This window comes from Streptomyces calvus (genome assembly GCF_006782915.1).
GTDB lineage: Bacteria > Actinomycetota > Actinomycetes > Streptomycetales > Streptomycetaceae > Streptomyces > Streptomyces calvus.
In genome coordinates this window covers 19,667-33,918 of the sequence record NZ_VCNP01000052.1, presented here as the reverse complement: position 1 = coordinate 33,918, position 14,252 = coordinate 19,667, and the positions used below count along the sequence as shown (strand labels likewise).

Here is a 14,252-nt window from a genome sequence, read left to right as displayed (position 1 = left end):
CGGGCGGGCGAGGCTGGCGCTGTGCGCGTGGGCGGCCACCCTGATGACGGCGTGCGCGCTGCTGCCGCTGGTCGAACCGGTGTCGTGGATCGTCCAGGCGGCGCTGCTGCTGGGCGTGCAGTCGGGCGTGGGTGCGGCGGCCCGCCGGGTGCCGCTGGCGCGGCCGGTGACGGTTGCCCTCCAGGTGCTGGTCACGCTCGTGCTGCTGACGCTGGTCTTCGCCCGTGCGCACGCCTTCGCCGGACTGTTTCCCGGCCCGGACGCCTTCCGTTTCTTCGCCGACCTGCTGGAGCGGGGCGGGAGCGACGTCGGCCGGTACGCGATCCCGGCGCCGCTGTCGGACGGCATCCGGCTGATGCTGGTCGGCGGGGTCCTGGTGATCGGGTTGCTGGTGGACACCCTCGCGGTGACCTTCCGCAGCGCGGCCCCGGCAGGGCTTCCGCTGCTCGCCCTGTACTCGGTGGCGGCGGGGCTGTCGGACAACGGCGTCGAATGGCTGTGGTTCCTGCTGGCGGCGGCCGGCTATCTGATGCTGCTGCTCGCCGAGGGGCGTGACCGGCTCGCGCAGTGGGGCCGGGTGTTCGGCACCGCGGCGCGCGGGCCGGGCAGCCGGCCACCGGGTGCCGCCGCTCCGGTGCGCACCGGCCGGCGGATCGGAGCGGTGGCGCTGGGCATCGCCCTGGTGGTGCCGCTCGGCCTGCCGTCGATGAACGGCGGCCTGCTGGACGCGGCGGGTTCGCGCGTGGGCCGGGGCACCGGCGGGGGCGGCACGATATCCGAGGTGAGTCCTCTGGTGTCACTGCAGGACTCGCTGAACGTGGACGAGGACCGCCAGGTCATGTCGGTGCGCACCGAGCTGACGGACGTGACGGACCTGTATCTGCGGATCGTGTCCCTGGACGAGTTCGACGGCACCACGTGGAAGCCGTCCAAGCGGTCGCACACCGCCGTGCCCCAGGGCCCGTTCCCGACGCCGCCGGGCCTGGGCCCCGGCGTCGGGCGCACGGAGGTCGGCACCACGATCTCCACCGCCGACTGGTACGGCCAGGACTGGCTGCCGATGCCGTACCCGCCGAGCCGGGTCGGTGTCAGCGGCAACTGGCGCTACGAGCCGGTCGGCATGACGGTGGCCGGCGCCGGCGGCCAGGACACGCGCGGTCTGACGTACGAGGTGCGCAGTCTCCTGGTGCAGCCCACCCCGGAGCAGCTGGCCGGCGCGCCGAGGCCGGCGCCCGCCCTGGAGCGGGAGTACACCGAGCTGCCGGACTCGCTGCCCGCGGTGGTGTCGCGGACCGCCCGCGAGGTCACCGAGGGCGCGGGCAACGCCTACGAGCGGGCGGTCCGGCTCCAGGAGTACTTCACGCTCACCGGCGGCTTCGAGTACGACACCGAGGTGGCCGTCGGCAGTGGTGCGCAGGGCATCGCGCGTTTCCTGCGGGACAAGCAGGGCTTCTGCATGCACTTCTCGTTCGCGATGGCGTCGATGGCCCGTTCGCTGGGCATACCGGCGCGGGTGGCGGTGGGCTTCGCGCCGGGCACGCCGCAGGCGGACGGTTCGGTCGCGGTGGGGCTGCGGGACGCGCACGCCTGGCCGGAGCTGTACTTCGAGGGTGTGGGCTGGACCCGTTTCGAGCCGACTCCGAGCCGGGGTTCGGCGCCGGCGTACACCGTGCCGGACGCCGCGGACAGTTCGCTGCCGGACCCGGCCCGGCCGTCCCGTGCGGCGCCCGACCAGCCGTCGGCCGAGCCGTCGCGGAGCGAGAGCTGCACGGCGGAGGAGCGGAAGCTGGAGGCGTGCGGCGGCGAGTCGCCGCAGGCGGCCCCGCCCACGGACGACGACGACCGCACGTGGTACGTGGTGCCGGCGTGGGTGCTGGCCGGTCTCGCCCTGCTGGTGCTGCCGCTGGCGCCGATGCTGTGGCGGATGAGGATACGGGCGGTGCGGCTGGGTGCGCACGGCCGGTCGGAGGCGGAGGCGGCGCCGTACGTCCTGTCCCTCTGGGACGAGCTGAGCGACACGGCGTGGGACCTCGGTGTCCCGCCGGACGAGTCGCTGAGTCCGCGCGGGGCGGCGGCCCGGATCGTGCGGCTGGGCCGGCTCGACCCGGATGCGGCGGCGTCGGTGCACCGGGTGGCGGACGCGGTGGAGCAGGTTCTGTACGCGCCGCGGCCGCGGCCGGTGGCGGGTCTGGCGGACGAGGTGCGCCGGGCGGTGGCGGGGCTGCGGGCGCCGGTCGGCCGGCGGACGCGGCTGCGCGCGGTGCTCGTGCCGCGTTCCGCTGTACGTGTGGTGTGGGCGGTCTCGGCGTGGTGGTCCGGAGTGCGTGAGCGGGTCGCCGGGATGCGGTTGGCGGGGCGGGGGCCGTTCCGGCAGCGGGGCTGACGACGAGGGCGGTGGGGCAGGGGCGTCCCGTGCAACGGGGGTGAGGTCGAGGTGTGGTGGGACGGGGGCGCCCCGGCAACGGGGTAAGGACGGCCGGCGGGGCGGGGCGCCCCGGCAACGGGGTAAGGACGGCCGGCGGGGCGGGGGGCGTCTCGGCAATGGGGTGAGGTCGAGGCCGGTGGGACGGGGGGCGTCCCGTGCAACGGGGTGAGGACGGCCGGTGGGGCGAGGGCGTCCCGGCAACGGGCTGACGACGAGGCCGGGCGGCGGGGCTGTGCCGGCTGCGGGATGAGGTCGAGGGCGGCGGGGCCGTCGCGGCAGCAGGGATGAGGACGTGGGTGGCGGGGCGGTTTCGGGCGGTCCGCCGCACGGCGTCCGGCCGACTTCGACGAGGGTGCGGCGCGGGCGTGTGCTGCCATCGGACGGGTGCTGCCGGAGTATGCGTCAGGGGGTGACCACCGAGTCGGTGGTCACCCCCTGAGCGATGTCTTCGCCGGGCTCTCCGCCCGGGGCCGCCCCCGGGGCTCTAGTGGCCGCCCTGTTCGTCGCGGCGGCGCTGCCACCGCTCCTCGATGCGGTCCATCATGGAACGGCGCTGTCTGCCCTGACGGCCCGCCTGCGGCGCGCCCGGGGTACCGGCGGCTGCCTGTTCGCCCGGCTTGGGGGCCTTGCGCCAGCCGGTCACCGCGAGAACCGCGCAGCCCAGCATCACGAGGAATCCCACGACGCTGAGCCAGACCTGCTGGGCGACCATACCGGCCATGAGGAGCGCAATACCCACGAGGAAGCCGGCGACCGCCTGGTAGACCCGTCGCCGGGTGTACGTACGCAGCCCGCTTCCCTCGAGCGCCGTCGCGAACTTGGGATCTTCGGCGTACAGCGCTCGCTCCATTTGCTCGAGCATGCGCTGCTCGTGCTCCGAGAGCGGCACGGAGTCCTCCTCATCGTGCAGTCGCCGGGGCGACCCGGGGGGTCCCTTCAGGATAGGCAGGGAATCGCCCCCGTGAAACCCGCCCCTCTGCGCCAATTGGCCAACCGGTTCCCGCCATGCGCGACCCGGCCCGCTGAGGCTTTTCATTCCCCGGCGGCGGACCCGTCATGCCGGACGGTCTCCTTCGATCATACGGCGCCAAGCCGCCATTCGGGGGGCCTGTGGCGCACTCCATGTGCGCCTGTGGGCGCCGGACGCGCCGCTGATCAGCGGCGCGTCCCATGCGGCGCTCAGGCCTCGGAGTCACCTTCCGTCTCACCGAGCACGTGGAGCTGGGTGGCCACGGAGTGGAAGGCGGGGAGTTCGGCGGCTGCGGCCTCCAGCTTGAGCAGGGCGTCCAGGGCGCCGGGCTCGGTGTCCACGAGCACGCCGGGGACCAGGTCGGCGAAGACCCGTACGCCGTGCACGGCGCCGACACGGAGGCCGGCTCCCTCCACGAGCGCGGTGAGCTGGTCGGCGGTGAAGCGGCGCGGCATGGGGTCGCCCGTGCCCCATCGGCCGTTCGGGTCGTCGAGCGCCTGCTGGGCCTCCGTGAAGTGCCCGGCGAGGGCGCGGGCGAGGACGGCGCCGCCGAGGCTCGCGGCGAGCACGCTGAGGACGCCGCCGGGGCGCAGGGCGGCCACGGCGTTGCGGACGCCCTCGGCCGGGTCGTCCACGTACTCCAGGACGCCGTGGCAGAGCACGGCGTCGTAGCCGCCGCGCTCGGCCACGTCGAAGAGGCCGTGGGCGTCGCCCTGGACGCCCTGGACGCGGTCGGCGACACCGGCCTCGGCGGCGCGGCGCTCCAGCGCGAAGAGCGCGTTGGGGCTGGGGTCGACGACGGTCACCCGGTGGCCGAGCCGGGCGAGGGGAACCGCGAAGTTGCCGCTGCCGCCGCCGGTGTCGAGGACGTCCAGCGCCTGCCGTCCGGTGGTCTTGACCCGGCGTTCCAGAGCGTCCTGGAGGACATCCCGGACGACGGCGGTCCGGAGAGCGGCGCGGGATCGCATCGGGTCCGACACGGCAGTTGACTCCTCGGCGCGGCACCGCCACCTCGGCGGAGCATTCGGACTCCCTTTCCGGCCGTGTACCGGCCGGAAAAGGGCTTAGGCGCTGCCCACCCTATTGCCTCCCCCGCGGCCCCCGCCCACCTGCCCACTCCCCGATACGCACCCGCTCGACAGGACGGACGACGGGCTCGCGCGGACGGCACGAACCGGGCACCGCCGCGCCACCGGGCCACCGCGCCGCCGCGTCGTGGCCACGCCGTCGCCAGGTCCCGTCGCCATGCCGCCACGGCCCGTCGCCATGCCACTGCCACGCGGTCACCACGGCTCGCTCGGCGGCAGCACTCCGGGGCGATCGGGGCGATCCGGAGCGTCCCGGAGAGTTCCCGGACGGAGCCACCGCGCGGGGCGCCGCACGGTCGGCCACCGCCCCACGCAACGGCCACCGCCCGGCATCGTGGCCACCGCTCGGCGCTGCGGCCACAGCTCGGCGCTGTGCTCACCGCCCGCCCCACGCAACGGCCACCGCCCGGTGCCGTGGTCACCGTCTGGCGTCAGCCCGCGTCCGGCATGTCCCGGGGGGCGTCGTCGGGCCTTCCGGGTCGGGGGTGGTCGGTGTCGGTACGGGGCTGCGGGAGGGCCGGCTGGAGGACGAGCATGCGTTCCACCAGGCGGAGGAACATCGCCGCGTCACGTATCAGGTCGTCGGCGTCCCGCACCGTCGCCGCGCCCTGTATGCCCGCCTCGGCGCGGGCGCGGCGCGCGGCGCCGGCGGCGAACAGCGCGCTCCATTCGGTGAGTTCGGGTGCGATCTCGGGGAGCACGTCCCAGGCGCTGCGGATCCTGGCCCGGGCCCTGGGCGAGGTCTCGGGCCGTCCGCGGGCGGCGAGGACGGCGGCGGCGGTGCGCAGGGCAGCGAGATGGGCCGTCGCATAGCGCTCGTTGGGGGTGTCGAGGACGGCGGCCTCGTCGAGTCCGGAACGGGCCTGGGCGAGCAGGTCGAGGGCGGCGGGCGGAGCCGCGGCGCGGCGCAGCACGGGGTGGATGTCGCTCGCCGGGCCGTTCAGCGAGGGGGCAGGGCGGGTTGCGCGGTGCCGACGGGCCGCGGACGCGGACGAGTTGGCCATGACGAACCTCCTGTCGTCTTCGTGACGGCACACCCGGACACGAGGTGCCGTATGTGCACATCGTGAGGTATGGCACTGACAATCCGTTCTGACCTGGGCTTTTGCTTCGCTCGACCGTTCGGGCTAACTTTTGCACTGACCAGTCAGTTCAAATGTTGGGGGCAGGGTGGACGGTCCGCACGGACTTGCCGTCACGGCTAGCGGATTCGGTCTGAAGGGGCCGCGGGGCTGGGCGTTCCGCGGGGTTTCGGCCGACGCGGAGCCCGGGTCGCTGATCGCGGTGGAGGGGCCGTCCGGTTCGGGCCGCACCTGCCTGCTGCTCGCGCTCACCGGGCGGATGCGTCCGACGGAGGGCCAGGCCGCCGTCGGCGGTCTCGAACTGCCCCGGCGGATGGCCGCCGTACGCCGGGTCAGCGCGCTCGCGCACGTCGCCGGGGTGACCGAACTGGACCCGGCCCTCACCGTCGGCGAGCACCTGCGCGAACAGGCGCTGCTGCAGCGCCGGTTCGGCGACGCGCCGCGGCGCCTGCTGCCGCGCCCGCGCGCCGTGCGCGCCCGCGAGGAGCGGGAGCGCGTCGACACCGCCCTGGCCGCCGCCGGCCTGGACCCGGAGTCCCTGCCGAAGGGCGAGCGCACCGCCGTGCGGGATCTGGAGCGGGTGGAGGCGCTGCGGCTGTCGCTCGCGCTGGCGCTGCTGGGGCGGCCCCGGCTGCTCGGCGTGGACGACGTCGACCTGAAGCTACCGCCCGCCGAACGCGTCGTCGTATGGGACCTGTTGAGGTCCGTCGCCGCCGCCGGCACCACCGTGCTGGCGGTGTGCAGCGAGGCACCGCGCGACGCCGTGACCGTCCGCACCGGGACCGGCCCGCACGACGAGGACCAGCAGCACGACGGCGAGCACGGCCAGGACAGGCACGACGACGACAAGCACAACCACGACAAGCACCACCACGGCGAGCACGACGGGCACGACGGGCACGACGAGCACGACGACGACAAGCACGAGGAGCACGAGGAGCACGAGGAGAAGGAGGACGCCGATGCGCTCGCCGCGACTGGCCGCTCTTGAGCTGCGGCGCTTCGGCCGCGGCCCGCTGCCCCGTGCGGCCCTGGTCGCGCTGCTGGTGCTGCCGCTGCTGTACGGCGCGCTGTACCTGTGGTCGTTCTGGGACCCGTACGGCCGGCTGGACCGCATCCCGGTGGCGCTGGTGAACGAGGACCGTGGGGCGCCGGCCGACGGGAAGCGGATCACCGCGGGCGACGACATCGCCGAGGGGCTGCGCGACAGCGGCACCTTCGACTGGCACGAGGTGAGCGCGGCCGAGGCCCGCCGCGGCGTCGAGGACGGCACGTACTACCTGTCGCTGACCATGCCCGCCGACTTCAGCCGCCGCATCGCCTCCAGTTCGGGCGACTCGCCCGAGACCGGCGCGCTGCAGGTGCGGACGAACGACGCCAACAACTACATCGTCGGACAGATCTCCCGGACCGTCTTCGGCGAGGTGCGCCGGGCCGCGTCGACGAAGACCTCGCGTTCCTTCCTGGACCGGATCTTCGTGTCGTTCTCCGGCATCCACGACGAGACCGTGAAGGCGGCCGAGGGGGCGGACGAACTCAACGGCGGCATCGGCAAGGCGGAGAAGGGCGCCAAGGACCTCGCCGCCGGCCTGGACGACGCCCGCAAGGGCAGCGGCAAGCTGTCCAAGGGGCTGAAGGACCTCCACGACGGCGCCGGTGACCTGGCGGACGGCTCGAAGAAGGTCGCGGACGGCACGCGCAGGCTCGCCGAGAAGGTCAACGCGGTGAACGCCGAGGTGGGCCCCTTCCTGAAGGCCAACGAGAAGACCATCGGCGACACCGCCCGGTTCGTCGCCGACTCCGCTGGCGGGCTCCGCGACGACCTCGACGCGCTCCAGGAGAAGGCGCCGGCCGCCGCCAAGGACGCCCGCGCGGCGTCCGCCGGCATGGCCGAGGTGCACCGGACGCGCTGCGCGGACGCCGTCCTGCCGGACCCCGCCTGCCCGGACCTGGAGAAGGCCCGGGACGCGACGGCCGCCGCGGCGGCGGTCGCCGACGACGTGAACACCCTGGTCACGGACCACCGCACCGACCTGAAGCAGCTCGACACCCACCTCGGCACCCTGGAGAAGCAGGCGCGGGCGCTCGCCGACCGCGCCCCGCACCTCTCGGAGGACCTCGACGACGCCGTCACCCGCATCAACCGGCTGAACTCCGGGGCCGGGAAGGTCGCGGCCGGCGCGAAGAAGCTGAACAAGGGCCTGGGCACCGCCGAGACCGGCGCGGTGGACCTGGACAAGGGCGTGGGCAGGCTGAAGACCGGCGCGGACGATCTGAACGGCGGTCTGTACAAGCTGGTCGACGGTTCCGGTGAACTGGCCGGCGGGCTGCACGACGGGGCCGGGCGGATTCCCGACTACGACGAGCGGGACCGCGACCGGCGCACCGAGGTGATGGCCGACCCGGTCCAGCTGGTCTCCCGCGACCTGCACAAGGCGCCGGACTACGGCACCGGCTTCGCCCCGTACTTCATCCCGCTGTCGCTGTGGGTGGGCGCGATGGTGGCGTACATGCTGATCGCGCCGATGAACCGGCGGGCGCTCGCGGCGGGCGCCTCGGCGTGGCGGATCGCGCTGGCCGGCTGGCTGCCGGTGGCGGCGATCGGAGTGGCGCAGACGGTGGCGCTGATGTCGGTGCTGCACTGGGGGCTCGGGCTGCAGATGGCGCGGGCGGCCGGCACCGTCGGGTTCCTGTTCCTGGTGACGGCGTGCTTCGCGGCGATCGTGCAGTGGCTGAACGCCCGCTTCGGCGCGGCGGGCCGGATCCTCGTCCTGGCGCTGCTGATGCTCCAGCTCACCTCGGCGGGCGGCACGTACCCCGTGCAGACCAGCCCCGGCTTCTTCAACGCGGTGCACCCGTTCCTGCCGATGAGTCACGTCGTGGAGGCGCTGCGGCGGCTCATCAGCGGCGGTGGTCTGCAGCCGGTGTGGCTGGCGTGCGCCGTGCTGGCGGCCTTCACGGCGGGCGCGCTGGCGCTGACCGCCCTGTCGGCGCGGCGCCGCCAGGTGTGGACCGTGGACCGGCTGCACCCGGAGCTGAGCCTGTGAACGCGCGCACCGCGGCAACTGTGAGAATCGGGACCATGGACAGCAGCAGCACCACGTCGGGCGGCGGCAGCGCCCGCCGCGAGGCCACCCGGCAGAAGCTCTACGAGGCGGCCGTCACCCTCATCGCCGAGCAGGGCTTCTCCGCCACCACCGTGGACGAGATCGCCGAACGGGCGGGAGTCGCGAAGGGCACGGTCTACTACAACTTCGCGAGCAAGTCGGTCCTCTTCGAGGAGTTGCTGCGGCACGGGGTCGGTCTGCTGACCGCCTCGCTGCGGGAGGCGGCCGAGCGGACGGTCGGCGACGGCGGCAGCAAGGTCGACGCCCTGGACGCGATGATCCGCGCCGGGCTGGTCTTCATCGACCGCTACCCGGCCTTCACCCAGCTGTACGTGGCGGAGCTGTGGCGCACCAACCGGGCCTGGCAGTCCACGCTGATGGTGGTGCGGCAGCAGGCCGTCGCGGTGGTCGAAGGCGTACTGCGCGACGGTGTGGCGAACGGCGAGTTCAGCGAGGAGATCGACGTCCCGCTGACGGCGGCGGCCCTGGTCGGCATGGTGCTGGTGGCCGCGCTGGACTGGAAGTCCTTCCAGCCGGAGCGCTCCCTGGACGACGTGCATGCGGCGCTGTCCCGGCTGCTCCAGGGGCGGGTCAGCGGCTGCCGCTGAGCCCACGGCACACGAAGAGCGCCGGTCCGGCGGTGGCCGCGTCCCCCGCGGGCCACCGGTCGGACCGGCGCCTTCTTGCACTCCCCCGTGCGTTCCCCCGCAACCCCCGTTGCGGTCGTCCCCCGGGTTCCCCCGTGCCTCGCTCCCGCCGGCGCTGCCGACGGAAGGAGCGGATCGCGGACCCGGCCCGTTCCGGCGCCCCGTGTCGCCGGTGCCGGCCGTGCCCCTCTCCGTGGTCTCCACTCTCTCGTTCACGCAGGTCGGGCCCCATCCGCGCGGCTACTCATCTGGGCGCCTAGGTACGGGTACTCAGTGCTGCGCACCGGCGCCCACCCCCGCGGCCCGCCCCCTGGTCCCGCGGGCGGGGGCGCGGCTACTCGGGTGGGACGGACCACCGGCGCGCACCTGCGCACTGCACGGAACGGACCACCAGACGGAACGGACGGCCGGCGCGCACCTGCGCACCGTGCGGGACGTACCACCGAGCGGGACGTAGCACCGTGCGGGACGTACCACCGAGCGGATCGGGCCTGCGGCTCGGATCGGACCGGCGGCGCAGGGTGGACGGCCGGTGCGGGACGGACTGTCGGTGCCGGCCGATAAAGTCCCTGGCATGGCACGGATTGCGGTGATCGGCGCCGGGATGGGCGCGATGGCGGCCGCCGCCCGGCTGGCCGTCGCGGGCCACCGGGTGGTGGTGTACGAGCGGACGGAGACGTACGGCGGCGCGCTGCGCCGTCTGGAGCGGGACGGGTTCCGCTTCGACACCGGTCCCGGGCTGCTGCCGCTGCCCGCCGTCTACCGCGACCTGTTCCTGAAGACCGGCCGGGAGCCGCTGGAGGAGTGCGTCGACCTGGTGCAGGTGGACCCGTCCTCGCACCACGTGTTCGCGGACGGCACGCGCGTGTCGCTGCCCAACGCCTCCCGCGCGGGCGTCGTCGCCGCCCTGGAGGACGCCTTCGGGCCGGCCGCGGCGAGGCGCTGGGGCGACTTCCTGGTGCGGGCCCGCGAGGCGTGGGACCGCTCGCGCCGGCCGCTGCTGGAGGAACCGCTGTGGCCCAACTGGCACGTGCTGGCCGAGCGCGAGCCCTACCCGGCGGTCCCGCACAAGAGGTTCCTGCGCACGCGCGCCGCACGCACCCTCGCGGAGGTCGGCGCGTGGGAGCTGCGCGAACCCCGGCTGATCGCGCTGCTGGAGAGTCACGCGCTGGCGTACGGCCTCGATCCGCGCGGGACCCCGGCGAGCGCGGCGGTGCTGCCATACATGGAGCACGCCTTCGGCACCTGGTACGTGCGGGGCGGCATGCGCGAGCTGGCGCGGGCGGTGTACGAGCGGTGCCTGGCGCGCCGGGTGGAGTTCCGCTTCGGTGCGGAGGTCGCCGGGATCGTGGAGAAGGACGGCCGGGCGGCGGGCGTGGAGCTGTCCGACGGCACGGTGGCGGAGGCGGACCTGGTGGTCGCCGGGGTGGCTCCGGCGGTGCTGGAGCGGCTCGGCGGCGGCACGCGGCCGCGCGGCGACGACGGTGTGCCGCCGCAGCGGGGCGCGGCGAGCCGGCTGACGGTGCTGCTGGCGCTGCGGGGCGGCCGCCCGGAGGGGGTGGCGCACCGCACGGTGGTGCACGGCGAGGACCGGGACGCGAAGCTTGAGTCGCTGTTCGGTCCGGACCCGGCCGTGCCCGCCCGGCCCACGGTCACGGTGCTGCGGCCGGACGACCCGGCACTGGTCCCGGACGCCGGACACGAGGCGGTGACGGTGACGTCCGTGGTGCCCGAGGGATGCGGAGGGAGCCCGGAGGCGCTCGCCGAGCATCTGGTCACCGCCGCCGAGCGTGCGGTGCCCGGTCTGCGCGACCGGCTGCTGTGGCACGAGGTGCGCACCCCCGCCGACATCGCCGGCGAGACCGGTGCGCCGGGCGGCGCGGTGCCGGTGCCGGCGCTGGCCGCGGCGGACGGGCGGCTGCTGCACCCGTCCAACACGACCCGGTTGCCGGGGCTGTTCACGGCCGGCGGCTGGTCCCATCCCGGCGGCGGCCTGCCGCACGCCGGCATGTCGGGGGCGCTGGTCGCCGGACTGATCGTGGAGGGGCCGGACTTCCGCGGGTCCCAGTGAGCCCGCTCAGCTCCTCGCCGTGAGCCCGCTCAGCAGTACTGCTCGCCGTGAGCCCGCTCAGCAGTACCCCTCGGCGTGAGCCCGCTCAGCAGCACTCCTCGCCGTGAGCCCCGCTCAGTAGCGGTACTGCTCGTCGTACCCGTTGCCGTTGCCGTGCCCGTGGGTCTGTCCGTCGCCCTGGTACGGGTAGGGCTGCTCGGGCGGGAGTTCAGCGTTGCCGTAGGGGTCCTCGGGGCTGCGCTGCTGCGGGACCCACAGTCCGCCGGCCGGGGTCTCGCCGCCGTAGGAGCCGGCGTACGGGTCCTGGGCGTAGCCCTGCTGGCCGTACTGCTGCGGGTCGGCGTAACCGGTGTCGTAGCCGGTGCCGCCGTACGTCGCGTTGCCGATGTACGGGTCGGAGTAGGCGGCGTACTGCTGCTGGCCCGTGGTGTCGTAGCCCTGCTGCTGGCCGTAACCCGAGTAGTCGTAGGCGTGGTTCGGGTCGGTGGCGTGGGCGGCCGCCGCGTACTGGTCCTGGGACGGGTCCGCGTAGCCGGGGTCGCTGCCGTAGACACCGTAGGAGCCGGTCTCGTCGGGCAGGGGCTGCGGCGCGTAGACGGCGGTGGTCTCGGCGGCCGTCGCCTGTCCGGGGCGCACGGGCGTGAACACGTCGTCGCGGTCGTAGTCGTCATCCGCGGCCGGCGGGGTGCGGTCGCGGTGGTCGTCGCCGTCGTCGTACCCGCCGGACACCTCCGTGTCCAGGTCCTCCGGTGCCGGCTCCCGGCGTCCGCGGTCGCCGCGGCGGCCGGTGGCGGCGGCCAGCATCGGCGCGTTGACCGCCCAGCCGGCCGCGAAGCCGCGGCGGAACGACAGCGTCACATAGGTCTGCCCGACCGCGAAGGCGGCGGCGCCCAGCCCGATGACGACGACGGACGGGATCAGCACACCGAGAACGACACCGAGGAAGCCGGCGAAGGCGAGCAGCCGCCAGCGCAGACGCGCCTTGTACTGCAGCAGCACCTCGCCGAGCAACCACAGCGCGACGATGCCGAACGCGATGTAGAGGACCGTCCAGCCCATGTACGCCCCTCTCCCAGTGGTCGCTACGCAGTGTGTCGTATGTGCGTGCGACCGGTCTAGCTCTGCGGTGGGTGGTGCAGACCCAGGTTCTCGTAGATTTCCAGCGTCGCCGTGGAGTTGTTGAGCGTGATGAAGTGCAGTCCGGGCACACCTTCGGCCAGCAGCCGCGCGCAGAACTCCGTGGCGAACTCGATGCCAATGGAGCGTACCGCCGCCGGATCGTCCTTCGCTGTGAGGATCCGCTCTTTCAGGGCGTCGGGGAACGAGGCGTTACTGAGCTTTGGCAACCGTTCCAGCATCTTCACGCTGGTCACCGGCATGACCTCGGGGATGACGGGCGTTTCGCAGCCCGCCGCGTCGACCCGGTCACGCAGCCGCAGATACGACTCGGGCTGGAAGAACATCTGGGTGATCGCGTAGTCGGCGCCGGCCCGGCACTTGTCGACGAAGTGCGCGACGTCGGTGTCCCAGTCCGCGGAGCGCGGGTGCATCTCCGGGAAGGCGGCGACCCCGACACAGAAGTCGCCCGACTCCTTGATGAGTCGGACCAGTTCGGCGGCGTAGGTCAGGCCCTGCGGGTGCGGCACCCAGTCGCCCATGGGGTCGCCGGGCGGGTCGCCGCGCACCGCGAGCATGTTGCGGATCCCGGCGTCGGCGTACTGGCCGATGATGTTGCGCAGTTCGGCGATGGAGTGGTCGACCGCGGTGAGGTGGGCGACCGGGGTGAGGGTGGTGTCGGCGGCGATCTGCTCGGTCGCCTTCACCGTGCCGGCACGGGTGGAGCCGCCCGCGCCGTACGTCACGGAGACGAAGCTGGGGGCGACGGCCTCGACCCTGCGGAGCGCGTTCCACAGGTTGCGCTCACCCTTCTCCGTCTTGGGGGCCCAGAACTCGAACGAGTAGGTCGTCCTGCCGGTGGCGAGCATGTCACGCACGGTGCGTGCGCGATCCGTCCTGGTGGATGCGGTTCCGAGGGCCATACCCGCAGGTTAGCCAGGGGTCGCCGGTCCCCCAACCGGATGCGGGAGATTTGTCCTTAATGCCGACTTGTTGTCCATCCCTTGGACACACCACGGAGGTGGACGGGTCAGCCGGCGTCCGGGGCGGTGTGCCGCAGCCGCTCGGCGAACGCGGCGGCGGCCGCGCCCGGGTCGTCCGCCTCGGTGATGGCGCGCACGACGACGACCCGGCGGGCGCCGGCCTCCAGGACCTGGTCGACGTTGCCGAGGTCGATGCCGCCGATGGCGAACCACGGGCGGTCGGTGCGCAGCGCGGCGGTGTACCGGACCAGGTCCAGGCCGGGGGCGTGGCGGCCCGGCTTGGTGGGAGTGGGCCAGCAGGGGCCGGTGCAGAAGTAGTCCACGCCGGGCTGGACGGCCGCGGCGGCGGCCTCGGACTCGGCGTGGGTGGAGCGGCCTATCAGGATCCCGTCGCCGAGGATCGCCCGGGCGGCCGGGACGGGCAGGTCGCCCTGCCCGAGGTGGAGGACGTCGGCGCCGGCGGCGTGGGCGACGTCCGCGCGGTCGTTGACCGCGAGCAGCTTGCCGTGCCGGGCGCAGGCATCGGCGAGGACCGCCAGGTGCTCCAGCTCCTCGCCGGCCTCCATGCCCTTGTCCCGCAGCTGCACGATGTCGACCCCGCCGGCCAGGACCGCGTCCAGGAACTCCGCGAGATCGCCCTGCCGCTTGCGGGCGTCGGTGCAGAGGTAGACCCGGGCGTCGGCGAGTCGGGCGCGAGCGGTGTCGGTCATGCGGGAGTCCCCCAGGTGTCGGTGGCGTACGGGTCCGGCGGCCCGGTGTGCCC

The 14,252-nt window shown here is 74.2% G+C and carries 11 protein-coding genes; 5 read left to right on the top strand and 6 right to left on the bottom strand.

Translation table 11 applies throughout. The annotated features are described in order from the left end of the window. Window positions 1-43: 43 nt before the first annotated feature. Window positions 44-2,383 carry a transglutaminase TgpA family protein gene (locus FGW31_RS25745; protein ID WP_182674643.1) on the top strand — a complete coding sequence of 780 codons (2,340 nt, stop codon included), beginning with the start codon at window positions 44-46 and terminating at the stop codon, window positions 2,381-2,383. Between the two features lie 526 nt (window positions 2,384-2,909). Here FGW31_RS25745 and FGW31_RS25740 read toward each other — a convergent pair. The 3 genes from FGW31_RS25740 to FGW31_RS25730 form a co-directional block, all read right to left on the bottom strand. Next, window positions 2,910-3,314, bottom strand: a complete 405-nt coding sequence (locus tag FGW31_RS25740) for a DUF3040 domain-containing protein (protein WP_142195901.1) — start codon at window positions 3,312-3,314, stop codon at window positions 2,910-2,912. 290 nt (window positions 3,315-3,604) lie between these two features. Further along, on the bottom strand, window positions 3,605-4,375 hold the full coding sequence (locus FGW31_RS25735) for a methyltransferase (protein ID WP_161175631.1): 771 nt from the start codon (window positions 4,373-4,375) through the stop codon (window positions 3,605-3,607). A 539-nt stretch (window positions 4,376-4,914) separates the two neighbouring features. Further along, window positions 4,915-5,487, bottom strand: coding sequence for an SAV_6107 family HEPN domain-containing protein (locus FGW31_RS25730; RefSeq protein WP_142195900.1), 573 nt, complete (start codon window positions 5,485-5,487; stop codon window positions 4,915-4,917). A gap of 166 nt (window positions 5,488-5,653) precedes the next feature. Here FGW31_RS25730 and FGW31_RS25725 point away from each other — a divergent pair, with 166 nt between their 5' ends. The 4 genes from FGW31_RS25725 to FGW31_RS25710 all read left to right on the top strand — a co-directional run bounded on the left by FGW31_RS25725 (window position 5,654) and on the right by FGW31_RS25710 (window position 11,390). Continuing rightward, window positions 5,654-6,556, top strand: a complete 903-nt coding sequence (locus FGW31_RS25725) for an ATP-binding cassette domain-containing protein (protein ID WP_142195899.1) — start codon at window positions 5,654-5,656, stop codon at window positions 6,554-6,556. After that, window positions 6,528-8,612, top strand: coding sequence for a YhgE/Pip domain-containing protein (locus tag FGW31_RS25720; RefSeq protein WP_142195898.1), 2,085 nt, complete (start codon window positions 6,528-6,530; stop codon window positions 8,610-8,612). Before FGW31_RS25725 ends, FGW31_RS25720 begins: the two co-directional genes overlap by 29 nt. Before the next feature lie 35 nt (window positions 8,613-8,647). Further along, entirely contained in the window at window positions 8,648-9,280 is a 633-nt protein-coding gene (locus FGW31_RS25715) for a TetR/AcrR family transcriptional regulator (protein ID WP_142195897.1), read from the top strand. A 613-nt stretch (window positions 9,281-9,893) separates the two neighbouring features. Next, complete coding sequence (locus tag FGW31_RS25710) at window positions 9,894-11,390, top strand: phytoene desaturase family protein (RefSeq protein WP_142195896.1); 1,497 nt, start codon at window positions 9,894-9,896, stop codon at window positions 11,388-11,390. 114 nt (window positions 11,391-11,504) lie between these two features. Here the strand turns inward: FGW31_RS25710 and FGW31_RS25705 are convergent, their stop codons facing one another. From FGW31_RS25705 to thiE, 3 genes are all read right to left on the bottom strand, one after another. Beyond that, window positions 11,505-12,449, bottom strand: a complete 945-nt coding sequence (locus FGW31_RS25705) for an SCO2102 family sporulation regulator (RefSeq protein WP_142195895.1) — start codon at window positions 12,447-12,449, stop codon at window positions 11,505-11,507. A 56-nt stretch (window positions 12,450-12,505) separates the two neighbouring features. After that, on the bottom strand, window positions 12,506-13,429 hold the full coding sequence (metF, locus tag FGW31_RS25700; RefSeq protein WP_142195894.1) for a methylenetetrahydrofolate reductase [NAD(P)H]: 924 nt from the start codon (window positions 13,427-13,429) through the stop codon (window positions 12,506-12,508). Window positions 13,430-13,536: 107 nt separating this feature from the next. Continuing rightward, on the bottom strand, window positions 13,537-14,199 hold the full coding sequence (thiE, locus tag FGW31_RS25695; RefSeq protein WP_142195893.1) for a thiamine phosphate synthase: 663 nt from the start codon (window positions 14,197-14,199) through the stop codon (window positions 13,537-13,539). Window positions 14,200-14,252: the final 53 nt, after the last annotated feature.

Excerpts from the sequence above, each read along its gene's own strand:
- FGW31_RS25745 (WP_182674643.1), top strand. The coding sequence starts at position 44 with ATGACGGCGTGCGCGCTGCTGCCGCTGGTCGAACCGGTGTCGTGGATC.
- FGW31_RS25730 (WP_142195900.1), bottom strand. The coding sequence starts at position 5,487 with ATGGCCAACTCGTCCGCGTCCGCGGCCCGTCGGCACCGCGCAACCCGC.
- FGW31_RS25720 (WP_142195898.1), top strand. The coding sequence starts at position 6,528 with ATGCGCTCGCCGCGACTGGCCGCTCTTGAGCTGCGGCGCTTCGGCCGC.
- FGW31_RS25715 (WP_142195897.1), top strand. The coding sequence starts at position 8,648 with ATGGACAGCAGCAGCACCACGTCGGGCGGCGGCAGCGCCCGCCGCGAG.
- FGW31_RS25710 (WP_142195896.1), top strand. The coding sequence starts at position 9,894 with ATGGCACGGATTGCGGTGATCGGCGCCGGGATGGGCGCGATGGCGGCC.
- FGW31_RS25705 (WP_142195895.1), bottom strand. The coding sequence starts at position 12,449 with ATGGGCTGGACGGTCCTCTACATCGCGTTCGGCATCGTCGCGCTGTGG.
- metF (WP_142195894.1), bottom strand. The coding sequence starts at position 13,429 with ATGGCCCTCGGAACCGCATCCACCAGGACGGATCGCGCACGCACCGTG.
- thiE (WP_142195893.1), bottom strand. The coding sequence starts at position 14,199 with ATGACCGACACCGCTCGCGCCCGACTCGCCGACGCCCGGGTCTACCTC.